At 61.1% G+C, this 22,898-nt stretch carries 24 protein-coding genes and 1 pseudogene; 13 read left to right on the top strand and 12 right to left on the bottom strand.

All coding sequences use genetic code 11. The annotated features are described in order from the left end of the window. Positions 1 to 251 precede the first annotated feature (251 nt). The 7 genes and pseudogenes from P0D87_RS19080 to P0D87_RS19050 all read right to left on the bottom strand — a co-directional run bounded on the left by P0D87_RS19080 (position 252) and on the right by P0D87_RS19050 (position 6,738). The gene (locus P0D87_RS19080) at positions 252 to 740 is read right to left on the bottom strand and encodes an ATP-binding protein (protein ID WP_321175889.1); all 489 of its coding nucleotides are present in this window, start codon (positions 738 to 740) and stop codon (positions 252 to 254) included. Continuing rightward, a pseudogene (locus P0D87_RS19075) lies at positions 717 to 938 on the bottom strand (DUF1275 family protein); the annotation flags it as partial. The pseudogene P0D87_RS19075 and the gene P0D87_RS19080, both read right to left, overlap by 24 nt. Before the next feature lie 206 nt (positions 939 to 1,144). Further along, complete coding sequence (locus tag P0D87_RS19070; RefSeq protein WP_006047394.1) at positions 1,145 to 1,459, bottom strand: EthD family reductase; 315 nt, start codon at positions 1,457 to 1,459, stop codon at positions 1,145 to 1,147. Between the two features lie 158 nt (positions 1,460 to 1,617). Continuing rightward, complete coding sequence (locus P0D87_RS19065) at positions 1,618 to 2,109, bottom strand: (2Fe-2S)-binding protein (RefSeq protein ID WP_006047395.1); 492 nt, start codon at positions 2,107 to 2,109, stop codon at positions 1,618 to 1,620. Then, positions 2,106 to 2,966, bottom strand: coding sequence for an FAD binding domain-containing protein (locus P0D87_RS19060; protein ID WP_006047396.1), 861 nt, complete (start codon positions 2,964 to 2,966; stop codon positions 2,106 to 2,108). Before P0D87_RS19060 ends, P0D87_RS19065 begins: the two co-directional genes overlap by 4 nt. After that, on the bottom strand, positions 2,963 to 5,350 hold the full coding sequence (locus tag P0D87_RS19055) for a xanthine dehydrogenase family protein molybdopterin-binding subunit (RefSeq protein WP_053860296.1): 2,388 nt from the start codon (positions 5,348 to 5,350) through the stop codon (positions 2,963 to 2,965). Before P0D87_RS19055 ends, P0D87_RS19060 begins: the two co-directional genes overlap by 4 nt. 50 nt (positions 5,351 to 5,400) lie before the next feature. After that, positions 5,401 to 6,738, bottom strand: coding sequence for an MFS transporter (locus tag P0D87_RS19050; RefSeq protein ID WP_053860295.1), 1,338 nt, complete (start codon positions 6,736 to 6,738; stop codon positions 5,401 to 5,403). Between the two features lie 363 nt (positions 6,739 to 7,101). On the opposite strand from P0D87_RS19050, the gene P0D87_RS19045 reads away from it, so the two are divergent. From P0D87_RS19045 to P0D87_RS19030, 4 genes are all read left to right on the top strand, one after another. Continuing rightward, complete coding sequence (locus tag P0D87_RS19045) at positions 7,102 to 7,866, top strand: enoyl-CoA hydratase/isomerase family protein (RefSeq protein ID WP_053860294.1); 765 nt, start codon at positions 7,102 to 7,104, stop codon at positions 7,864 to 7,866. Between the two features lie 51 nt (positions 7,867 to 7,917). Then, positions 7,918 to 8,829, top strand: a complete 912-nt coding sequence (locus tag P0D87_RS19040; protein WP_006047400.1) for an SMP-30/gluconolactonase/LRE family protein — start codon at positions 7,918 to 7,920, stop codon at positions 8,827 to 8,829. An 88-nt stretch (positions 8,830 to 8,917) separates the two neighbouring features. Then, positions 8,918 to 9,742, top strand: coding sequence for a TetR/AcrR family transcriptional regulator (locus tag P0D87_RS19035; RefSeq protein WP_006047401.1), 825 nt, complete (start codon positions 8,918 to 8,920; stop codon positions 9,740 to 9,742). A 29-nt stretch (positions 9,743 to 9,771) separates the two neighbouring features. Further along, entirely contained in the window at positions 9,772 to 10,215 is a 444-nt protein-coding gene (locus tag P0D87_RS19030) for a VOC family protein (RefSeq protein ID WP_006047402.1), read from the top strand. Positions 10,216 to 10,341: 126 nt separating this feature from the next. Here P0D87_RS19030 and P0D87_RS19025 read toward each other — a convergent pair whose 3' ends face one another. Continuing rightward, positions 10,342 to 11,211: a LysR family transcriptional regulator gene (locus P0D87_RS19025; protein WP_053860293.1), complete on the bottom strand. Its 870-nt coding sequence runs from the start codon at positions 11,209 to 11,211 to the stop codon at positions 10,342 to 10,344. A gap of 151 nt (positions 11,212 to 11,362) precedes the next feature. On the opposite strand from P0D87_RS19025, the gene P0D87_RS19020 reads away from it, so the two are divergent. The 3 genes from P0D87_RS19020 to P0D87_RS19010 all read left to right on the top strand — a co-directional run bounded on the left by P0D87_RS19020 (position 11,363) and on the right by P0D87_RS19010 (position 14,028). Beyond that, positions 11,363 to 12,781 carry an MFS transporter gene (locus tag P0D87_RS19020; RefSeq protein WP_006047404.1) on the top strand — a complete coding sequence of 473 codons (1,419 nt, stop codon included), beginning with the start codon at positions 11,363 to 11,365 and terminating at the stop codon, positions 12,779 to 12,781. A 46-nt stretch (positions 12,782 to 12,827) separates the two neighbouring features. Continuing rightward, the gene (locus tag P0D87_RS19015) at positions 12,828 to 13,580 is read left to right on the top strand and encodes an SDR family oxidoreductase (RefSeq protein WP_006047405.1); all 753 of its coding nucleotides are present in this window, start codon (positions 12,828 to 12,830) and stop codon (positions 13,578 to 13,580) included. 145 nt (positions 13,581 to 13,725) lie between these two features. Beyond that, entirely contained in the window at positions 13,726 to 14,028 is a 303-nt protein-coding gene (locus tag P0D87_RS19010; RefSeq protein WP_006047406.1) for an EthD family reductase, read from the top strand. Positions 14,029 to 14,073: 45 nt separating this feature from the next. On the opposite strand, the gene P0D87_RS19005 is transcribed toward P0D87_RS19010, so the two are convergent. Both P0D87_RS19005 and P0D87_RS19000 read right to left on the bottom strand, forming a co-directional pair. After that, positions 14,074 to 14,544, bottom strand: a complete 471-nt coding sequence (locus tag P0D87_RS19005; protein WP_006047407.1) for a TMEM175 family protein — start codon at positions 14,542 to 14,544, stop codon at positions 14,074 to 14,076. A 193-nt stretch (positions 14,545 to 14,737) separates the two neighbouring features. Beyond that, positions 14,738 to 16,285, bottom strand: a complete 1,548-nt coding sequence (locus tag P0D87_RS19000; protein ID WP_053860292.1) for a hypothetical protein — start codon at positions 16,283 to 16,285, stop codon at positions 14,738 to 14,740. A gap of 902 nt (positions 16,286 to 17,187) precedes the next feature. Here P0D87_RS19000 and P0D87_RS18995 point away from each other — a divergent pair. The 3 genes from P0D87_RS18995 to P0D87_RS18985 all read left to right on the top strand — a co-directional run bounded on the left by P0D87_RS18995 (position 17,188) and on the right by P0D87_RS18985 (position 19,055). After that, complete coding sequence (locus P0D87_RS18995) at positions 17,188 to 17,496, top strand: hypothetical protein (protein WP_149029244.1); 309 nt, start codon at positions 17,188 to 17,190, stop codon at positions 17,494 to 17,496. Positions 17,497 to 17,602: 106 nt separating this feature from the next. Next, a complete protein-coding gene (locus tag P0D87_RS18990; RefSeq protein ID WP_082367169.1) occupies positions 17,603 to 18,517 on the top strand; it encodes a DUF746 domain-containing protein in 915 nt (304 codons plus the stop codon). A 199-nt stretch (positions 18,518 to 18,716) separates the two neighbouring features. Beyond that, on the top strand, positions 18,717 to 19,055 hold the full coding sequence (locus P0D87_RS18985) for a DUF746 domain-containing protein (RefSeq protein ID WP_082367168.1): 339 nt from the start codon (positions 18,717 to 18,719) through the stop codon (positions 19,053 to 19,055). A gap of 159 nt (positions 19,056 to 19,214) precedes the next feature. Here the strand turns inward: P0D87_RS18985 and P0D87_RS18980 are convergent, their stop codons facing one another. Then, positions 19,215 to 19,703, bottom strand: coding sequence for a hypothetical protein (locus tag P0D87_RS18980; RefSeq protein ID WP_053860291.1), 489 nt, complete (start codon positions 19,701 to 19,703; stop codon positions 19,215 to 19,217). A gap of 184 nt (positions 19,704 to 19,887) precedes the next feature. Between P0D87_RS18980 and P0D87_RS18975 the strand changes: the two genes are divergently transcribed. Then, positions 19,888 to 20,199 (top strand): hypothetical protein, encoded by a 312-nt coding sequence (locus P0D87_RS18975; RefSeq protein WP_053860290.1) that lies wholly within the window; start codon positions 19,888 to 19,890, stop codon positions 20,197 to 20,199. Positions 20,200 to 20,544: 345 nt separating this feature from the next. Here P0D87_RS18975 and P0D87_RS18970 read toward each other — a convergent pair whose 3' ends face one another. Continuing rightward, on the bottom strand, positions 20,545 to 20,757 hold the full coding sequence (locus P0D87_RS18970) for a hypothetical protein (protein ID WP_053860289.1): 213 nt from the start codon (positions 20,755 to 20,757) through the stop codon (positions 20,545 to 20,547). 174 nt (positions 20,758 to 20,931) lie between these two features. On the opposite strand from P0D87_RS18970, the gene ku reads away from it, so the two are divergent. Continuing rightward, positions 20,932 to 21,849, top strand: coding sequence for a non-homologous end joining protein Ku (gene ku / locus P0D87_RS18965; RefSeq protein ID WP_053860859.1), 918 nt, complete (start codon positions 20,932 to 20,934; stop codon positions 21,847 to 21,849). Continuing rightward, positions 21,846 to 22,790 (top strand): MerR family transcriptional regulator, encoded by a 945-nt coding sequence (locus P0D87_RS18960; RefSeq protein WP_082367167.1) that lies wholly within the window; start codon positions 21,846 to 21,848, stop codon positions 22,788 to 22,790. The genes ku and P0D87_RS18960 overlap by 4 nt, the downstream gene beginning before the upstream one ends. Positions 22,791 to 22,898 lie beyond the last annotated feature (108 nt).

Genomic DNA, 22,898 nt, shown 5'->3' with positions numbered 1-22,898 from the left:
ACGTACAACAGCAGGCCCCTCACCGGGCCGCGGAGAACCGGTAGAGCGCCGTCAAGAATGTGCGCCGGTGGAACTGCACACGTTGGCGACCCGACTGGCGTCCGTCGCTTGTCTTAGCCGGCAACCGCAGCTCCGAAATCGGCCGCCTCACGAACGACCGCGGTCACGCTCTCTCGACTGCGCCGACAAAAAGCCGCCGGTGCTCTAAGCCAAACGCACAGGGCGGAGCGTGCTTCCGGCATCACCACCGCTTACGATACCAGCGGCAGCGTCACTCTGACCTGCAATCCTCCACACTCACGGTTGCGAAGCGCGATATCGCCGCCATGAGCACGAACGACAGCTCGCGCCGACGTCAGTCCCAAGCCCATCCCTCCCGTGCCGCGGTTTCGAGATTGCTCGAGGCGAAAGAACGGCGTGAATACCTGTTCGAGCGCGTGAATAGGATTGCCGGGGCCCTGATCGCTGATTTCGACAACGAGTTGCGTCGCTGAATGGATCAGTTGCAGTTCCGCGCTGTTGCCGTACTTCAACGCATTGTCGACGAGGTTCATGCAGGCCCGCCTCAATGAAAATGGACGTCCGTTGAACGCGAGGCGATCGGGGCCGGAGTAAAAGACGCGCTGACCCTGGTCACCATAGTCGTCGGTAATGGTGCGCAACAAGCCAGCGAAATCGAAAATCGTCGCGTCCTCGTCCTTGTAGTCGTCCCTGAAAAAGGAAAGCGCCGAGTCGGCCATTGCCTGCAAGTCGCCAAGCGCGACGTTATCGGCAAGCGACGAAACAATGCCGGACATGTGTGAGGTGTACTGACCCACAGCGAGGAATCCGCCAGCGTTGGCTGCTCCAGCGACGAACGCGAGCGATCGCCCGAGGCGACGATTCGCGACGTCGCTGCGCTCAGGCGCCGTGAAACCGCGAAGATAATTGATGGGCATGCGGATCAGTTCGGTTTCGGGGGCGGTTCACAAAGGTTGCACACGATTGAGCTTGTCGATCCTAACATGAGACGACGCTGCTTCAGCCTGCGTTTCAGACGAACCGTGTCAGCCAACGCGCGTGTCGGGCGTCGCCTGGACTGCCCGATGAACCATCCGAGGAAAGAAGTGAGCGCTGCGTCCGAGTTCGCTTCGCAGGTGCCTCGTTATAGCGCTGTCGCACGCACGCGGCGCGGTGCAATATCCGTGAAGCGTGTCACGTCGGCCATCACGGCGGGCGCTTCAGGCGACGTAAAAGCCGCATCGACCGATGCTTCGTCACGAAACCTGCATTCGCAGATCGCAAGCGTTCCGGCCTGCTGCTCGGCGGGGAAAAAGGCCGCGACCTCGACAAGGCCGTAGCGCGACCAGTGATGCATCACAAGGGGCAAATGACGGTCGACGTAATACGCGCGATCGAAGCGCGCACCGGCCTTGCCTTCGTAGGTGACATAGATCGTGACGGTGGCATCTCTCGACATGCTGTTCTCCAGTGACTAAGGCGTGAAAGGCGGCGTCGATCGGATGCATCGCACCGGTGATGTCGCGGGCGCCGAAACCAGATTCAGGCGGGTCTCGCGGCTTCACCGTTTATCGCGGCGGACCGATCGGTACAGTGATGTAGACCGCGAGAACGCTGCTAGCCTGGGTCGTCGGCCGGCGCGCGCATACTCTCGCCATGCGCCGCACGATGGATCGCATTGACGATGCTCTCGTAGCCGGTGCACCGGCACAGATTGCCGCTGATCGCGTGACGTATCTCTTCGTGACTCGGCGACGAGTTGTGCCTCAGGAGGTCCGCCGCCGCGATCAGCATGCCGCTCGTGCAGAATCCGCATTGGAACCCGTTCTCCGCAATGAACGCCTCCTGCAGCGCCTCGATTCCGCTGAGGCCTTCGATCGTCCGCACGTCGTTTCCAGATATCGACGCCGCAAGCACAAGACAGGACTTCCTTACCTCGCCGTCGATCAAGACCGTGCACGCGCCGCAATCGCCGGTCAGGCATCCGATGCGCGTGCCTTTCGCATCGAGTGCATCGCGGATGAGTTCGACGAGCAACAGTCGCGAGTCCACTCGTTCAGACCGCGGCTCGCCATTGAGCGTGAGCCGCACCTCGATCGTTCCTTTCATGTCTTCGTTCCCGTGAGCAGGACGCGTAAATGCCGTTTCACGACGCCAGGCACAACGGCGCGCCGATAGTCCGCGTCCGCGAGTTCATCGCTCCAGCCTTCGCCGACAAGATCTTGCGCACTCGTTGCCGCATGCTCGATAAACGCATCGGGCGCGAGCAAAACCTGTTCGTCGATCGCGAAGCGGCGATACGCCGGCCGTCGGCCGGCCGCGCCGACTGCAAGCCGCACACTGATCTGCTCGCCCCGATGCAGGGAGCACGCAACGGTCACGATGGGCCACGAACTCGCACTCGCCTTGTACTTCTGATACTCACAGGCGACGAGCGTCGTGTCGCGCGGCACGCGTACGCCAATGAGAAACTCGTCTGCGCGGCGCGCGGTGCAAAAGGCGTCGATAAAAAACTCTCGCGCAGCGACATGACGCACGCCCTGTGACGAGCGCAATTCGAACTCTGCCTCGAGCGCCGCGAGACATCCCGGTGCGTCGGACGAAGGATTCGCGTAGCTTGCTGCCCCACCGAGCGTGCCCTGATTGACGATCGATGCACCGCCCGTGACCTGCGCGGCCATCGCCGCAAGCAGCGGCGCCTGGCGTGCCACGAGCGGTGAAGCGAGCAATTGCGCATAGGTCGTCATCGCGCCGATGTGCAGATGCATATCGTCGAGCGCGATTTCATCCAGACGGAGCGCACCGAGACTGATGACATGTCCGGGACACACGAGATTCGCCGACATCGACGGCACCAGCATCGTGCCGCCGCCGAGCACCGAGGCATCCTCGCGAAAGGCGGCTAGCAAGGCAGCCGCTTCGTCGAGGTCCCTCGGTTGGTGAAAATCGAAGTAATGGCCGATCACGCGCGTCGCTCCTCGAGGGACGCCATCACGCGCGCCGGCGTCGCCGGCACGTGCGTCAGGCGCGCGTCGTCACCGAGTGCATTCGCCACGGCATTGGTCACCGCTGAGAGCGCACCGCCTAGCCCCGATTCGCCCGCGCCCTTCATGCCGAGCGGATGAAACGGATTCAGCGTCACGCGATGTCCGACGCGAATGGGCGGAAGATCGTTAGCTCGAGGCAATAGATAACTCTTGAAGCGATCGGTGATCATGCGTTGATGTTCATCGAACTTGATCAGTTCCCACAGCGCGACGCCGATGCCCATCACGACCGCCCCTCTAAGTTGCGCTTCGACGAGCGCCGGATTGACCATTGCGCCGCAGTCGTGCACCACGGCATAGTCGAGCAGCCTGCTATTGCCAGTCGCCGTGTCGAGTTCGAGCGCCGCGGCATGCACGGAATATGAGAACGTCGGGTATGTGGCGATACGGCCTTGCGCATCCGGCTCCACGCGCACATTCTGCGGCGCGAAGCTGCGCGTCACTTCGAGCGGCAGCGTCACGCCGGCTGCCACGGTGAATGGCCGTAGATGCGCCCCGAGCGCGAGTTCGGCCACTGCGATCCTCGTGGCGTTCGACTCGCGCCACGCATGACCGTCGCGCAGTGAAATGTCTTCGGGCGCACCGCCGAGCAGGTTGGCGGCGCACTGACAGAGCCGTGCGCGCAACTCCTGCGCGGCGAGATACGCGGCGGTCCCGCCGTACATCAGCGCACGGCTGCTCGCGTTGCCGGTGCCGAGCGGCGTCACGTCTGTGTCCCCCTCGATCACGCTGACCTGGTCCGCGCGCAGGCCGAGTTCACCGGCGACCATCTGCGCAATGCCGGTATCGCTGCCGCTGCCCGGAGACGTCACGCCCGTCAGCACCTGCACGTCCCCCGACGGCATCATGCGAACGGTGGATGTCTCGTATCCATTGGGAAAGTTACCGGGCCGCGCCCCGCCTTCCGGCGTTAGTTCGAACGCAATGCCAATACCGATGCGACGCTCGCTGGTACGCGCTGCGCTTGCGCGCTCCTGCCATTGCTCGTAATCGAACATCGTCAGCAACTGCTCAAGGCCGCCCGGATAGTCGCCGCTATCCACGTTCAGCCCGGACGGCAGCAAACGCGGCAAGGCGTCCCGTGCGACCAGATTGCGACGCCGCAATTCGACTGCATCCATGCCAGTTTGCCGGGCCAGCCGATCGATTGCATGTTCCAGCACGAGGTTGCCGATCTCTTTGCCGTAACCGCGTATGGCTTGCCAGGGCGGTCGATTGGTGATCGCGAGAGAGCACTCGACGTCGCAGTGCTCAATCGTATAGACGGTCGGAAACACGGCCGGCGTGACGAGCGCCATCGCCCAGCTATGACCGGCGCCGATGATGCCGACATCCACCATGATGCGGTCACGCCAGCCGATGAGCCTGCCTTGCTCATCCGCCGCGATCTCATAGCTGTGATGCTGCGAACGCGCACCGGGGAGCAGTGTTTCGCGCCGTTCCTCGACCCAGGCGACCGGGCGTTTCGTGATCCGGCTGAACAGCGCGACCAGCACTTCTTCGGGATGCCCAGCCATCTTCAGCCCGAACGTACCGCCGATGCGCGGCGCGATCACGCGGACCTGCGACTCCTTCACACGCAAGGCCGCTGCAATCAGCCAGCGGCTCGTATGAGGGTTCTGGAACGTGCCGGTCAACGTGTAGCGTTCGCCGTGCGCGTCCCACTGGGCGACGTAGCACAGCGTTTCCATTGGTGCACTGGTCGACGGGCCGACCGTCAGTTCCCCTCGTGCGATGTGCGCCGCGCGCTCGAATGCAGCATCGGCGTCCCCCGAACGAATGCGGTCGCGCACGAACAGGTTCGTATCCCAGCCGGGCTGAACCACCGGCGCACCTTCGCGCAGGGCGTCGCGCGCGTTCGCGGTTGCCGGTTGCACTTCGTATTCGACGCGAATCTTCGCGAGCGCGGCTTGCGCGTCGTGCACCGACGTCGCCACGAGCGCCGCGACCGGTTGGCCGAAGTACGTCGCGTGCTCGAGTGCAAGGCAACGACTTTGTAAAGGCCCGCGTGCGCCTTGTGCGGGAAGATCCATGGCCGGCGGCATTGCATCGCTCATGCGCGCTGCGTCTTCTCCCGTGAGGCCCGCGACGACACCCGGCATGGCGAGCGCACCCGAGAGGTCGATCGAGACGATCGTCGCACACGCGTGAGCGCTGCGCAGGATGGCTAGATGGAGCGCGCCTGCGGGAATGAGATCGGCACTGTAATCGACGCGCCCCGAAACGAAGCGCGCTGCGTCCAGACGCGCCACGTTCTCCCCGAGCAGGCTGCCCGGCGACGCGTCCTTGAAAGTCTGTTCCATGTTTGTCGCGCGACGGCCCGATTGCCCGGACCTCGCCGTTCGTTGGTTGCTCATCGGCTCGCGTGGCGTCCCACGCGCACGCAGAGCATCGCGCATGCGCCGAGCGCCAGCAGTGTCGTCATCAGAAAAAGTCCGCTGTCGAGTGTGCCGCTCAGCGTCTTGAGCCAGCCCATCGCGAACGGACTGGCGAAACCGCCGAGCAGACCAAGGCTGTTGACGAATGCGATCGCCGGAGCAGCGGCGGGCGACCCGGCGAAATAGTCGGACGCGAGCGACCACAACAGCGGAATCGTGACGAACACCGTGGTCGATGCGATCGTCAGGAGCACGATGGTCGCAGTCAGATCATGCGCCAGAAGCGGCAGCAGTGAAAGTGCGGTCGCGCCCGCCAGGGCCGCCAGTGCGCCGTGCCAGCGACGTTCGAGAAGCCTGTCCGAGTTGCGGCAGATCAGCACCATGCCGATCGTGGCGATGCCGTACGGAATGGCCGAGAGCCAGCCAATGCGCTCCACGCTCGTCGCGCCTGCGCTCTTCAGTACCGTCGGCACCCAGAAGCTCAGCGCATAAGTGCCGCAAATAAAGGTGAAATAGGCGAAGCTGATCACGTACACCTTCGGGTCGGCGATGACCTGCCGCAACTGCGCGGCGTGTTCCGCGTCGGCTTCGCGGCCGTCGTCGCGCAGTGCGTGGCGCAAGGTGTCGCGCTCCGGTTCGGTGAGCCATTTCGCTCGCTCGATGTCGTCCGAAAGGGTGAACCAGGTCACGATGCCAAGCAGCACCGCCGGCGCCGCTTCCACGATATAGAGCCACTGCCAGCCCGCCAGACCCGCAACGCCCGCGAGCCGCGACATCGCCCAACCAGACACCGGGCCGCCGATCATCCCCGCGATCGGAAATCCGGTCATGAAGAGACCGAGAATCTGCCCGCGACGGTTGCGCGGGAACCATTGACTCAGGAAGTAGACGACGCCGGGAAAAAAGCCCGCCTCGAACACGCCGAGCAGAAAGCGCAGTACGTAGAACGCGGTCGGGCTCGATACGGTCGCCATTGCGCAGCCGCTGAGACCCCATAGGACCATGATGCGCGTGATGGTCTTACGTGCGCCGATGCGTTGCAGAAGCAGATTGCTCGGCACTTCGAACAGAAAGTAGCCGATGAAAAATATTCCCGCGCCTAGTCCGTACACGGCATCGCTGAAGCCGAGCGCGTCCTGCATCTGCAGCTTCGCGAAGCCGACGTTGATGCGGTCCAGATACGCGATCACATAGCAGACGATCAGAAGCGGCACGAGCCGCATCGCGACCTTGAGGTAAAGCGCGCGCTGCGCGTCTTCCGGGGCCGTTACCTGAGCGGGGGCGTGTACATCGAGAGCGATTTTGCGCGACATGATGACCCTCTCAATGAAGTGGAATGGAACGGCACGTGAATGACGGAAAGCGTTTCATGAGGCTGTCTCCTTGAGCCTGTCGGCGCGCAGATGGTCCGGCGGCGTCTGCTCTTTTTGGGGGGCGCGCCCGAAGGCGGCGGAACGTTCGCGCCGAAAACTGATCGATCGAACAGTCAGCACAGTAGCCGACGAGCCAACTTCCGGTCAACCCGAAACATGGTCGATTTCGCCGGGGACTTTCCCTTGTTGACTGATCGATCAGTCAGGCGTAGTATCGGCAGCTGAACACCTCGCCTCGCGAACAGCGACACGTTTGCGACAGGCGTCAGAGGGACTTTTCAACCTTCATCAGAGGAAAGAGCCGTGAGCACCTTCAACGAGTACTCAGACAAATTCGAGACCATCCGCATGACACGTACCGATGGCGTACTGGAGATGCACTTCCACACGCACGGCGAGCCACTGGTATGGAATCTGACAGCCCATCGCGAGTTCGAGCAGGCTTTTCTCGATGTAGGACGCGATCGGGACAACGAGGTCGTGATCATGACCGGCACGGGCGATGCCTTCAGCGGACCGGCCATTGCGCCCGGCATGCATCAGAACCGCAATTCGATGACGCCCACGGTCTACGATCCGATCTACTGGGAAGCGAAGCATCTGCTCATCAACCTGCTCAACATCGAGGCGCCGGTGATCAGCGTCATCAACGGCCCGGCCGTGCGGCATGCAGAGATCCCGCTGCTCGGAGACATCGTGCTCGCATCCGACACCGCGACGATCCAGGACACCGCACACTTCCAGGGAGGCATGGTGCCGGGCGACGGCATGCATCTGATCATGCCGCTGCTGATGGGTCGCGCGCGCGGCCATTACTTTCTTCTGACAGGTCAGAGCATTCCCGCCAGCGCGGCGCTCGAAATGGGATTAGTGAACGAAGTGCTGCCGTCGGCCGAACTTTTGGCGCGCGCCCGCGAACTCGCCAGGCTGATGCTCAAGCAGCCGCGTCTCGTGCGACGCTATACACGCACCTGCCTGAACCAGGAACTGAAAGCACGACTGCACGACGTGCTCGGATACGGACTCGCGCTGGAAGGCATCGCCCGCATGAGAGAAGTGGCCGCCTGAGCGGGACCCGATTCTTCCTATCTGCATCACTTCACAAATCAAGGAGGCAGCATGACTGTCAGCAGTATTACCAGACCGATCGATATGGTAGGTTCGGTCATCGATGTGGTCGATTCCACGCCCGATGTGCTCGGCGAGTCGATCATCTGGGATGAGAAAACGCAACTTCTCTGGTGGGTGGACGGGATCGGTCAATCGATCCATCGCCTCGACATTTCAAGCGGCGCCAAGAAGAGCTGGCTGATGCAGGAAGAGATCGGCAGCATCGGCCTGCGCGCCAAAGGCGGCCTGATCGTAGGCATGCGCTCGGGCTTCTACTTCTTCTCGCCCGAAACCGGTGAGCTGACCGAAGTTGCGCGTCCCGATGCCGAGCGTCCGAAGAACCGTTTCAATGACGGCAAATGCGACAGGCACGGCCGCTACTGGTCGGGCACCGTGGAAGCGGCCGCCTACACCCCACGCGGACGTTTGTTCCGGCTGGATCCCGATCTGAAGCCGAAACTCATCATGGAAGGCATCACGTGCATCAACGGGCTGAGCTTTAGCCCGGATAACCGCCTGATGTTCATGACCGACTCGTTCAGTTGCCAGATCGACGTGTTCGACTACGACTCCGTCGACGGCGCCATCTATAACCGCCGCAAGTTCGCCGAAGTTCCGCTCGGACGTGGTATCTGCGACGGCTCGACCGTCGATGCCGACGGGTGCTTCTGGAGCGCGAACATGGACGGCTGGTGCGTCACGCGCTACGACCCGCGCGGACGAATCGACATGGTCATCAATCTCCCGGTGCGACGCGTGAGCAGCCTGTGCTTCGGCGGTCCCGATCTCGACACCCTCTTTATCACTACGGCGCGCCGGCGCATGAGCGAGAAGGAACTCGCGCAGCAACCGCTCGCGGGCAATGTGCTCGCGGTACGTCCCGGCGTGAAAGGACTGCCTGAGCCGGAATTTCTCGGATAACGGTGTGGGCTGCCTGGTATATCGCGTCGTATGAGGATCGCGATATACTGACTGATCGATCGAATAGTACGGTGAGGGAGTCGCCTGGATGAAGACAGAACGCGAAAAGAAGGTGTCGGCACGCACGGGCAACAGTGTTCAGGAACCAGAGCACGCGCCGGGCACCCGCCTCTCCGCGATCCTGAATGCGGCCGAACGGGTGTTCGGTGAGCACGGCTACGCCGGCGCGAGCATGCGGAACATCGCAGAGGAAGCGGGCGTCGCGCAGGCGCTCGTGCATTATCACTACGCGACCAAGGACAAGCTCTACGAGGCCGTGTTCGAGCGACGGTCGTCGGCGATCAATCAGCACCGTGGCAAGCTGCTCGACGCCCTGTTCGCGAGCGAAAGCACCGCGACCGTCGAAGACGTGCTGACGATCGCCTTCACCCCGCTGTCGGAAATTTTTCATGGCGAGGATGCGGTGAATCTCGCGCTTTACGTGCAACTCGTCGCGTCCGTCAGTCTCGGCAGCGACGAGCGTTCACGGCGCATTCGCGAAACCTACTATGACCCGATCGCGGAGCGATTCATCGACGCCCTGCATACGGTCTTGCCTGGCATTGCACGCGAGCAGGCGGTGTGGGCGTATCTGTTTTCGGTGGGAGCGCGGCAGCAGGCCCATGCACTCAATGGCCGGGCGATGCGACTGGGTGCACGGGACCGCGCCAGGAAGTCGACGGCGCACTATTCCGACCTCGTGCGCTTCGCGGCGGCGGGCATACGTGAGTTGGTGCGGAACGAAACCGGCACGAACGCACGATCGAAGGAGCCCGAAGGCCGCGTCGCAAAGCTCTCGAGTGGTCGAACGAAGAAATCGCAAGCCGGCACCGTCGCAAACACACCGACTCGTAGCGTGCGCGGTCGCGAGTGACGCGACGCACCACCTGTGGAGAAATATGAATGACTGATCTAAGCAAATCAGGCTTGCCGACGCAGCAGTTGATTGAATTCGATAACGTCGCTGTCTCGGTGACTGACATCAATCGATCCGCAGACTGGTACGGGCGCCTCTTCGGGTTTCGTCGAGGATACTCGACCTACATCGAACCACTCGAGGCCGATTTCCAGATTCTCGAAAGAGACGACATACGGATCGAACTTCTTTCGCGTGCAACGACCGTTCGCAATCCGGACGCGGATATTGTGCCGGGGCCGCACATCGACCGGACCGGGGCGAAGGCGATCGTTTTTCGCACATCGAGCCTCGAAGCCGTCACATCTCACCTCGAGAATGAAGGCGCGGTCTTCGAATGGAAACTCAAGCCTCTCTCTGCAGACGGCTTACGGTCGACGATGGTTCGAGACCCCGACGGTACGATCATCAACATCCTGCAGTACCCGTAGTTATTCACCTACGAGCTCATTGGCCCAAATGCGGGCGTACTCGCGCGTCGACGCGTTCAGCCGACTCGGCAACAAATAATCGGCGGGCTTGAGCCACCTATCAGTGCAGCATTGTGATCGGTTTACTCACTGGGCTGCAGTCATCGAATCCGACAGCATCGTCTCGGCGATATCCAGCATCGCGCGCAAGCGATCCATGTGTCGCAGGTCCTGATGATAGCCAACCCACAAATCCCGCATGGGAGGTTGATCGGGCGTGTCGATGCGATGCAATCCGGAGATTGCATCGCCAAGTGGCCTTGGCAGCACCGCAATACCTACCCCTCTCAGGCACATCTGTGCCTGGACCGTTCGATTTGTGCTTGTGAAGGCTCGTCGTGAAAGCGGGAACCTTTCCAGCACCCAACTGACGTCGGGAAAGTGCGACTGCGCGGTATTCATGAGAATGAGCCCTACGGATGCCGGATCGTCCTGCAACGCCTGTGCGGTTGCCGCCGACGCATAGAGGCCATATTGAATTTGCATTAGACGGCGCTGAACAATATCCGGCTCGCTGAACGGCACGATGCGAAAGGCGACGTCCGCCTCACGACGTGAGAGATCGAGTAGTCGATAGCTTGCAATCACTTCCGGCACGACAGCGGGATGACGGCGCGTCAACTCGGCCAGGACGGGAGCCAGTACATAGCCGGCAAACCAGTCCGCCGATGAGATCCGCAGGATGCCTTCGAGGCGTTGGTTGTTGCCGCTCAGACGCCTTTCCATGGACAGCGCGGCATCCTCCATGGATTCCGCCAGCGCGAGCACGGTGTCCCCGGCGTCCGTGAGCACGAGTCCGTCCTTTGTCCGACGAAAAAGCGGCTGCTTCGCTTCGTCCTCAAGCACCTTGATTCGCCGACCCACTGTCGGATGGCTCACATCCAGCATCCGGGCGGACTCGCCGAAGGACCCGCTGCGAGCTACTGCCAGGAAGATGCGAACGTCGTTCCATTCCATCCCGATCTCCGTACAAAATTGCACGGCAAATATACATGGACGTCAGTATTCGAACAATGTTGTTCGGAGGACTATACGGCTCGATAAACGGATGTCCCCGCGAACCGACTGCGCGCCAATCCCAAGCCAGTCTGATCTGGAACCTCAAGATATGAATACCGAAGCCCGGCAGGTTGTTATCACTGGGACAGCAGCCTCCGACTCCCGGCGCTGGCTCGCCCTGGCAGTGCTGTTGACCGGCACGCTGCTGCCACCTTTGGACTTCTTCATCGTCAACGTGGCGCTACCTACCATACGTACGGGCCTGCAAGCATCTTCAGATGTCTCGCAGTTGGTGATCTCGGTGTACGCCGCGGCCTATGCCGTCACCCTGATCCTGGGCGGTCGCCTCGGCGATCTTTATGGCCGGAAGCGCGTATTCATCGCTGGCATGCTCGGCTTTGGGGTCGCTTCGGCGTGGTGTGGCCTGGCACCGTCGTCGGACATGCTTGTCGTCGGCCGGCTGCTGCAAGGGATCTCCGCAGCGATCATGGCACCGCAATCATTGGCCTCGATACACGCCATCTTCCCGGAAAGAGAAAAGAATCGCGCGTTGAGTCTATACGGCGCGACATTCGGCCTGGCCTCTGTGGGCGGTCAGCTGCTGGGGGGAATGCTGGTTTCCGCCAGTCCGTGGGGACTGGGGTGGCGCAGCGTATTTTTGATCAACCTGCCGATCATCATCGTTGCCGTTCCAGCTGCAACGATGCTGCTGCGTGAAAGCCGAGCCGAGCGTTCGCCTCGCCTGGACGTGCCAGGGGCGTTGATGCTCGCGGTTGGCTTGCTGGCGCTCGTGGTTCCGCTCATCGAAGGGCAAGAACACCGCTGGCCGTGGTGGTGCATAGCGCCGCTGATCCTGAGCATGCCATTGCTATGGGCCTTCTGGCAGTATGAAAAGGCACAGGAGCGCGCCGGCAGAACTCCTCTCGTTCTGCCCTCGCTTCTAGCCGTGCGCAAGTTGCGACAAAGCTTGGCGTCAACGTTCTTCTTCTACGCGCTCGCGGCGTTCTTCCTGGTGTTTGCCGTGTATGAACAGGCCAGCCTGCGTCACGACGCGTTGACGGCCGGCTTGGCCATCGTGCCGCTCGGCATCGGGTTCTTCCTCGGTCCACTGTGCAGCCCGTACATCGCCCGGCGTATAGGCACACGCACTGCCGCGTTTGGCATGGGTCTGGAGGTGCTCGGTCTGATCATGGTCGCAGCGCTGGCGTTCGCCGGTGCGTCGTCGTGGCTTGCGTTGCCGTTGTTTTTGATTGGCGCCGGGCAAGGTATCGCCCTTCCTGCGCTAGTGCGCCTGAACGTAGACCATGTGGAAACACGTTGGGCGGGGCTGGCCTCGGGCCTGGTAAGCGCTACGTTGCAGATCAGCGCTGCAGTAAGCGTCGCCTTGTTCGGCGGTCTATTCATCGCGATCGCGCCTGATGGTGCAAGCGCTCAGGACGTGCAGCTGGGCTTTGCGGTGGCTTCATTGGCCATAGGCGCGTCACTGGCACTGGCAGCCGGACTAAGTTGGAGACTCCGGGAATCATGAAGAATCAAGATCGATACGAAATTATCCAAACATAGAAATTCTTGCCATGAACAGTTCCACCTTTCCTCTCGCCGGCAAGCGCGCGCTTGTGACCGGTGCAGCACGTGGCATCGGCGCGGCCATCGCACTGAAGCTGGCCGAAGACGGCGCCGACGTCGCGATCACCTATGAGAAATCGGCCGCAAAGGCCGAGGCGCTCGCCGCTGAAATCCGCGCCCTGGGCCGCACGGCCGTCGCCATCCAGGCCGATGCCGGCAGCCCGGACGCCACGCAGACCGCGGTCGAACAGGCCGTCGCCGATCTTGGCGGGTTGGACATCCTGGTGAACAACGCTGGTGTCCTCATCGCCGGCCCCTTCTCCGAGCAGTCGCTGGAGGAGATGAATCTGCAGTTGAACGTCAATGTGCGCGGCGTCTTCGTGGCGACCCAGGCTGCGCTGAAGCACCTCCCAAACGGCGGCCGCATCATCACTATCGGCAGCAACGCAGGCCTGTCTGTCCCGTTTCCTGGCATAGCCGTCTATTCGGCCACCAAATCGGCGATGGAGAGCTTCACCCGCGGTCTTGCGCGTGAAGTGGGCCCTCGTGACATCACCGTCAATCTGGTGCGCCCCGGCCCGATCGACACCGACATGAATCCCGCCGACGGCCCGCTCGCGCCTTCCATTCTTCCGAACCTGGGAATTGCCCGCTATGGCAAGACCTGGGAGGTTGCCGAGGCAGTCGCCTTCCTTGCCGGACCTGGTGCCGCTTATGTGACCGGTTCCGGCATTCTCGTCGATGGCGGCATCAGCGCCTGAGTGGATGTCCTGAGAGGACAACTGACCTCCCTGGGCGTTGCACCCACGGCAAAATCTATCAGAGCGTCCAGAAAAGCCCTCCCCCTACAACGATGGCGGGCCGGGCGACGTTGCCCTTATGACGGTAATGGAGAGAGAAAGGCATATGACAAAGATGATCGTGGTCTGCACCGGCGACGCCAACACGAAGTTCGATCGGGATTACTACGCGAATGATCACTTCAACCTGGCGCGCTCATGCTGGGAAGAGTACGGGATGCAATCTGCGGAGGCGTTTTTTCCTTACGCTGAAGCCGATGGCTGGAAATCCATTGGCGTCTACACCTTTTCCTCGGAACAAGGCGTCCATGACGCGCTGGCGAGCCCTAAAACACAGCAAGTCATGGACGATGTGAAGAACTTCACCGACGCGCAAGTCGTGTTGCGCAGTCTGTTCATGGCGTTCTGAGCGGCATCGCAGCGTCAATGTTTTTGGATTCACCTCGCGCAATAGCTACTTGTTCAATTTCTCAGCCTCGCTCGGCTCCTCTCTGGGCTTGTAGCGCGGCGTGGGCTGTGGCAGCAGAAAGAAGGCGACGCACAGCAGTGCAATGGCCACTCCGATGCGCGACGCCGCGATGACGACGGGAATTGCAGCGATCTGGAGCAGCGTCGCGACGCCGTAGCGACGTGTCATCTGCTGGAGGAAATCGGGCGCGAGCCGTTCGTCCATCAGCCGGCGGCCTGGCATTGCGTAGAACCACTTCGCCATCCACGTGCAGGCGGTCAGGGCAAGACCGGCAACAAGGGTCACTGACGCGGCGGACTCGAAACCCGTGCCGAGGTGGAAGCACCAGACGCGGATTGGATAAGGAATGACGACGATCGCCAGCAGGAACAGGAGGTTGATCACGCCGAACCAGTGATCACTCTTGGCGTAAATGCGACCCGAATAATGGTGTTGCAGCCAGTACGCCCCAATCACGACGTAGCATCGTCCGGGCAATACCAAACTTCATGAAGGTAGCCTAACGCCCTCGTCATCCAATACCGTCCTTCCGGCCATTTCTTTCGGTTCGCGAATTGTTGACGATTTTACGCGAGGCGTCGAGTGGCGGTTCATCGCCGATGACCGGCTGATGCGGCATGCATATTTCCCGGCGCGCGAATGAGCCGCCTTACTTCGACGCGTTCAGCAAGATCATTCGATGAACGCGGGAAAGCGCCTGCTGCCATTCGGCGCTATTGCGCGCGGCGTCGCCCTTGTCAATGAGCGGCTCGAGCAACGAGAGCAGCTCCGTTGAACGGGATGTCTCTTCCGGTGTGGCGAGGTCGGAAGTCAGCACGCCTCGCTCGTACTTCGAATGACGTGTGCTCTGGTCCGAAGTCTGACGCAGCGAGGCGTGTGCCAGCGCGCCACGTTCCATCGCCAGCTGGACGGCGCTTTCGCCGGAGTCGTCTATCCGCACATAATCGTAGTTCTGCGAGGATCTTAGCGACGTAAGAGCCGGTTTGGCGCCGCCCTTAAGCGCCTGATGGTAGCTGGCGACCAGATGCGATCGCTGGCTTTGCGAAATCTTGCCTTCGAAGCGCGAGCCTTCGAGCTGCGTCGTTTGCGAGACCTGATACGAAAATGCGTCGACTTCGCCCGGACGCATCGGATTGGGCGACGCCGACGCGTCCGTGATCGATGCGCTAAAGTCAGCGAGTCCCGTCAACATCGCCTGAGCCGACTGCTGCAGCTCCGGGCCGTAGCCCGTTCCCGGCAGCACCTCGACCGAAGGCGTCCCGTAGCTCTCGTTCATCTGCGCGAATCCGTCCTCGAACATCGACATCAACGTTGCGTTGCCGTGCCCGCGTGAATTGGCGTGGTCGAACTGCTGAAGATAGCTCGCCACAGAAGCAGCGCGTTGTGCGTTCGTTCCCCAAAGTGCCGAATGGCTCGTATCGACCTTCACGCTCATGGTTCCCGCCGCGCTCGTGACGCTCAGGCTGCGCGCCGCGCTGTCCTGCGAATAGCTTGCCGAGACGTCCGCATTGCCGGCGCCCGTTATGCTGTATTCAAAGCTCACGGAAGCGAGCACCGAAGTGTCGGACTGCGTCAGGCCGCTCAGGTCGAGTTTCGGTGGCACGGCGCCCAGACCGTCGATGGCCTGTTGGAAACCCTCTGAAAGCTTTGCCAGCACATTGCGTTCGCTCTCGCTGAGCGCGCCGCTGCTCTTGATGCTGACCGAAAGGCCGCCGTCCTCGCTGCCCAGCGCGATTTCGACCGTCACGCCGCTCGCCGTTCGCACCGTCAAACCGATCTGGCCGGCGGGTTGTTGAGAAGACCGTCCAATGCCGCCCACGCCTGCGGACCCAACGCTGACCGATTGCGAATAATCGCTGCCCATGGCCTTGAAGCGATCGAGCAGCGCGCTGCCGAGCCCGGCGAAGCGCCCCGCCATCGTCTGCGCGGCGTAGTTCCCTGCCATCCTGAGCGTTACCGCGTCGCGGTTGTCGCTGGCCCAGCTCACCGTCGGCATGGCGGCGCTCAGCGTGCCTTCCGGCGTATAGGTATCGAGCACCGTGATGCTGCTCGCGGAAGGGATCGTGACGATGGCCGACGGCGAGAGCGCCACCATGCGTCGCGCATCGCCGTCAACCGCCACCGCGGGATTCACGGAATCGGAGCGGGGGGTGGGGACAAGGGGCGCGGCAAGGTTCAGGGACGATAGCGTGGTCATGGCTCAATGCGTTCTTGTTGTTCGCGAGGGAGCGTGGCGCACAGCTCTGGACAGCGCCATCATCTGCTTATCGTCAATGCTTTCGAATACTTTAGTAAGAACGTGACAGATACGAGCACCCCTCTAGCGTCCAGATAGCCGACATTCAGTCTGCATCGTCAGCGATTCAGCCCTGTTGTCGAACGGCCGTTCCTAGCCGCTTTGAGGCAGTGCCACTGGCAATTTGATCCCCGGAAACCGGCCAATGAGCGGGCGGCGGACACGTGCAGACCGCATCGGCTGACGGCGGGCAGGAGCTGGCAGCGAGCCACGTGACACCATGGACGTGAACGCGCGTATCCTGCCTTCCAGCGGATTTTCCTATGGACATCCGGTGGCCAACGTTTTTTTCCGTCAAATCAGGGCGTTCTAGGCATGTCGATAGCACCGTCGTTCTGGGGTACTGCGCATATAGCGGTTGCGACGAAGACGAGCTCGGTCCGCGCGCCTTCGCTTTTGTAAGGACGGGATACGTGACCGCGGCCCTGGGACGGGGCAATTTCCGGCGAGTGTCGATGGGCGCTGACTTGAAGCGGGATTGCGCAAACGTCGCAATGCTGCTGCGTGACCACCCTCCTGGTACCACGGCGGACATCACCGCAAGCTGCGTTTTGTACTGGGACGGAAGCCGATTGACTGGCGCGCGCCTGTCAGAGGACGAGACAGGGGCTGTTGCTGAGCCATTTGAGGTGGAAGACTTCCTCCCGGAAGCTCGCGACGCCGTCGCACACTGGCTTGCTCACCCTTCGTTTACTTTCCGACCGTCCTTACTTGAGTGGCTGGACGATCCGTCTCCGCGATGCGACATTCCCCGAGCAAAGTGAAAGTGTGCATTCCCCAGATGTGGCTTATAAGAGGGACAAATGGTCGACTGGCTATGGACATGTGGCGGCAAAAGCTTCGGTTATCGGAAAGGCGATAACCTGTGGACTCTTGACGGACGGCACGTGGGTCGGTTTATCGGTAACGAAATATACGGCCCTGACGGCCAATACATCGGCGAAATGCTGGGCACGAACCGGCTGGTAACGCGCAAGACCCGACTCGGGTTCTGCAAGGACCCGTTTGTGCCCGAGCCAGGACGAGTCGTCGGCCAATCGCACCCTGATTACAGCGCTTACTCGATGGACGACGGTTATCAGGACTTCCCCTGTCCGGACGCCGTTCGATGACGGCGACCTTGCGCACCGCCTGAGTTGCGCTTCCGCTCCTTGACGACCATTCAGTCCTAGTTGCCTATGCCCTAGAATCTCAGGCATTGATACAGCCAGAAGCGTGATGCCCGCGAAAAAAGAATCCAAGCGCCGAACGTTCAAAAGCCACATCGGAGCGGCGACACCGGGCGTACTGTTTGACGCTCGCGACCCGCTCACCCGCGGCCGATACCGGGACTACGGCGACAGCGAGAATCCAGCACTTACGGCATTCATCACGAGCCTTTGGGACGAGCTGCATTCGTTAGATGAGAGACCTGTGCCACCGTGTCCGCACTGCGTCGACGCTCGCGGCCGCCTGCACCAGCGAGCCAACCCTCATCATCCGTTGCCGTATTTCCGTTGTGTTGACTGCCGGCGACTGTACACGCGACTGACAGGCAGCCCTGTCGCACGGCTGCGCTTCGCCTCAAAAATGCCAGCGTTCTTTCGGCTACTGTCTCAACCGCTGCCGCTCGAGGAAGCGTCGCGCCGTCTACAGATCGAATACAGCGCGGTCTCGAACTGGCTGATGCGTTTCCGACAACTGATCGCGCTCCACGATCCAGACTGCCACTGGACGCCATTCGTCAGGCTAGGACTGAAATACCGGCCCGTTGGCTTCTGTACGAAATGCGGACATCAAGGGGAGCTCCACAACGGCGGGTTCAGCGTCGATGAGCGCCGGCAGGTGAAATGCCCGAAATGCGCGCATTCCTGGCCACTCGATATGACCTCCGCAGGCGGCGAAATCCCGGTAGTTGTCACCGGGGACCCGGCTCTTAACGCAGCGGACCGCCTCCGCCGGGCAGGGGTCGCTGCTCCCGATTTACCCCGCATTGGAACCGCGTTCGTCAGGACTGAACCTCGGCGCGAACCTCTGCCAGTCGATTCACCAGTCGTCTCGCGTGTCGATGCGGATCGTTTTGATTTCGCGGCCCCGCTGCGGCACAACAGTCCGTTGCCGCGCCGACATGTCGAAGACAAACAACTGACGTGATTTCTCAAGCGTCATATTGACAGAGCCTTATCTGACAGTACCGAACCACCGCCCTGCCCCCAACTGCGGGAGTGGCAACACGCGGTTTGCCTCGGGCCGGCGCGCCGTGTCGCCACTGCCTCAATTCCAGTGCCGTGCCTGTGCTCGCCTGTACACGCGGACAAGCCGCACTCCTCTGGCCAAGATTGTGCGCAAGGACATGCTCTACCAATTTCTTCCACTGCTTTCCCAGCACAGAACGCTCGCATACGCCGCGCAGCAACTGGGCACGACCCCGGAGGTGGTTAAGGCGTGGGTGAGCAGGTCTCGCGAATGGCTGGTGACGCTTGATCCGACAGGCGATTACGAAAGTCGTGTGCGCCTCGGCCTCAAAGCTCCGTGGCCAGTCATGAAATGCCCTCACTGTCGGAAGAAGGTGAAGGCGCGACCGCACGGTTTCAAAAGAACAAAGACGCAAACAGCTGCGCAACTGAGGCGACGCCTGTTCCGCTGCACCGGATGCAACGGCTTTTTTGATGTCAGCATCGACGCTCTGTGAGTCTGACGAGCGCATCCAGGCCAGGTAGAGCCGCTGCGGTCGCGTACGGCGCAAAAAAGGTCGGCGTTGCCGGCATAGATCAACGTTGTGTGCCTGAAAACCCATCGCCCTTGTCGGTCAGTGCTTTGAGCGCTGTAAGCACCCGACACAACGGCGTTCTCAACTTACGAAGACCGGCGTCGGCTGCAGTTCTAGCCAGCCAAAAAAAAGTGCCGAATTGGCATAGAACGGCACAAAAGAGCCATCCAACACTTCCTTCAAGCGATCAGGAAAAATTTCGGCTCCTTCAATGCCGTCGGTTCCCAAAATCTCGGAAGCGTAATCTATTAACGCGACCATTAATGCGGGCATTGTTTTGGCGTTGTTATCAACGATGACGTCCGTCAAAACCATTAGCACATTAACGTAGTTCGAGTTTTTGTCGGAGATCGCAGTAGATCGAGATTGAATCTTATCGGTGAGAGTTTCCAAGACATTGGATGTTGCACTGGCTATAGCGTTGATTTTGTCCGAACACTCTTGTGCGCTCGAACAAGAGTCACAGGCTTGTAAAGTCCTTGCCTCGATGTCACCGAACGCACTGTGTAGGTCTTGTTGCGCCGCGTCGATGAAAGATTTGATAATTGCGTCGTCTTTATTAAGACTCATACGCCCTCAAAAGAGTGTTCAGTGTTGGTGGCAACGATCGATGTTCGAGTCTTCTTGGCGACCTTTGATCATACGAATCCAAGCGTAGACCATCCCCTTGACGTTCGCAACTCGCTATTCAGTTTTTCATAGTCAAGATGCGGCGCGCATAGGTGCTTCGGGCACCCTCGCCTGCAGCAATCTCATGGCGACGGCGCCGACGTCTTCTACTGGCCGCGTCACGCCCGGTTCGTTGCAGTCGGTCACGGCGACGCTCGGCCTGTCGACGCTCAGCCTGAAGAATTTCTCAGCCACCGTGTCGATCGGTTCGGACAGCGCGGCGACGATCACCAAGGCGAGCGCCTTCGCGAACGGGTTGGCATTGGGCGGCGGTGTATCGATCATCACGCGTGCGATGGGTTCCGACGTGTGCAAGCCGCTGATCGCCGTTGCATACGGCGCCAAGCTCGCGAATACAGGCGACGCGAACGGTCTGGCTGTCCTCAGCTACCAGTAAGTCGCTGACCGGTAAGCTCCAGCGAATCGACAGTGAGACGGCAAGGAGCCGTCGCGCGTCATCTACTCGCGGATTTGCTCCAGTTCAAGGGGATCGTCGGGACCATCGCGTGGCAGCGCGAGTAGCGGATTGCGACGGTGACAAACTGGGCAGGTGAAGTAAAGTCCTTCGTCGTCCATGTTAGGTTCAGCCACCTCGAGCGTCCTCAGCAATTGACAGCCGTTGCATATCCACATGGCGCCTCCCGGACGTGACCTCCTCTTTATAGGTCACCTCCGACAAAAATGCGCATCCGAACCCGCCGATGCGGCTGAAGACTGGTCTTGTTGCTAACTGACCTCTACGCTACTTGTCACCGCTGCCAAGCTCGCTGTGCTTGTGCGAATGCGTCGCACCGTGAACCAGTTCGTAGTGCGCACCTTTTCCAGAACGGGTTGGTGGGAAATGTTCGCCTTCGACGCACGTCACCTCAAATTCCGATCCGTCACCGCCGTCCTTCACGACTTTGTAGATCCCGGATGTCTTAACGATCTCTCCCGGTTTATGCTGGTCTGCCATTTCGGCTCTCCTTTCGTTTGAGTGATGAGACCGGCGCAGCAATTGCCGCGCCCGGGGCAGCAGGAACGTTACCTGCTAAATGTGGCCGCTTGCCGGCCCACAAACGAGTGCTAATCTGTTTTCATGGCCCTGCGCTCAAGCGCCGCCTTTTCTTCTGTTCATCGGGAGACGCCCATGGCTGCCCGTTCAATTGCATCGCTCTCGCTTTCTTTTGGACTGGTGTCCATCCCCGTGCGGTTGTATTCGGCGACCTCAGCGTCCGAGACAATCAGCTTCAATCTGCTCGCTCCGGACGGCTCCCGCGTCCAGCAGCAATACGTGTCGAAAGCCACGGGAAAGGTGGTCGAACGCGTCGAAATGCAGAAGGGCTATGAGTTTGAGAAAGACAAGTTCGTCGTTTTCACAAAGGACGAACTGAAGGCGCTCGAGGAAAGCCCCAGTCACATCGTTGAGATTCTGGCCTTCCTGCCTGACCGGTCCATCGACCCGGTCTACTACGACAAGGCGTACTTCGTCGCGCCCGACAAACGGGGCGGCAAACCATACTGTCTGCTGAAGAAGGCCCTTCTGGCGAGCAAGCGATGTGCACTTGCGTCATGGAACTGGAAGGCCAAGACCCATATGGTGCAGGTGCGGGCAACCGACGACGGACTCATCCTTCAGCAACTGCTGTGGGGCGATGCTGTTCGCTCACTAAAGGACCTGGACATCGAGGACGCACCCATCACCGAGAATGAATTGCAGCTTGCCCTCAAGATCATCGAGCAGGGCGAAACCGAGCGCTATGAGCCGGAAAAATACGAGGATAAGGAAAAGAAGCGCGTGCTCGAAGCGATCGACGGGAAGATCGAGGGCAAACAGGTTGTGACGCCGCAGGAAGATGCGGCCGCCGACAGCGGCCAGGTGATCGACCTGATGGAAGCGTTGCGCGCAAGCCTAGCAAGAAACTCAAAGCGCACCGCATCGCCTTCGCGTGCGAAGTCACCAGCCCCTGTCGCCGAGCTCCCCGCGAAGCCACGCAAGACGGTGAAGCGGGCAGAAAAAACCGAAGAGCCCGTGGCCGCGCCCACTAAAACGCGGGCACGGCGGTGACGGGCCGCTCGACCGTGCACACCTTTTCGCTACGGGAAGTGCAATCGCTTCTCGGGGTCTCGCGCAGCGCCCTGCGGACCCTGGTCGGCGCCGGCTTTGTGCAGCCGTCGCACGGCGCGCGTAACGATCTGCGCTTCACCTTCCGTGATGTGGTGCTGCTGCGCACGGCGTTGAAACTGCGCGGTTCGCGGATACCGCCTCGACGAATTCTCAAGGCGCTCTCACGTATCAAGGATCAGTTGCCTGATGCCGCGCCCCTAACGGGCGTGCGTATTACGGCAGTCGGCGACGCGGTGGCCGTGGCGACCGGAGACGCGCAGTGGGACGCCGTCTCTGGCCAGCTGCTTCTGGACTTCGAAATCGCGGAAGTGAAAGGCGACGTGACGTTTCTCGACAATGCGCCGGCCAGCGTGAGTGCACGGAGGAAACAGGCCGAAGACTGGTATTCGCTTGCCGAGCAGTTACAGGCGACCGACGCTGTCGGCGCAGAGGCCGCGTACCGCAAGGCGATTGAGCTCTCGCCGGAGCCTGACTTCCACGCCTACAACAACCTCGGCGCCCTGCTTGCAACCGACCACAGCCGCTGCGCACACGCGCTGCAAGTGTTCGATGAAGCGCTGCAACATTTCGCGGACGCAGAACTACTGCACGCGAACCGCGCGGTGCTGCTCGAAGAAACCGGGCGCCTTGAAGACGCCGCTGCCAGCTATCTGCGTTGCGTCGAAATCAACGCAAAGAACGACCAGGCGGCGCTGAATTACGCTGGCCTGCTGGAAGAACTGGGGCGTGTTGACGAGGCTATGGCGGCTTATGCGCGCTGCCTTGAGATCAACTCGCGGAACGAAGAAGCCTTGCGCCATCTGACGCGACTTCACGAGCAGAACGGCGACTCGCAGGCCGTTATCCGTCATCTGAGCGCATGGCGAAGGTCCAACGGCTGACAAACCGCGAAGACCGCGCCCGGCCAAGGCCATCGTATATCGGGCAGTAATCGGCCACTTTCTGCCGCTCGCCTGAACCATGCGGCGGTCGTTTGAACGACCGGCCCA

The organism is Paraburkholderia sp. RL17-368-BIF-A, assembly GCF_046054045.1.
GTDB classification, from domain to species: Bacteria; Pseudomonadota; Gammaproteobacteria; order Burkholderiales; family Burkholderiaceae; genus Paraburkholderia; species Paraburkholderia graminis.
Note: the sequence above shows the minus strand (reverse complement) of the source record. Positions and strands in the feature narration are given on the sequence as shown.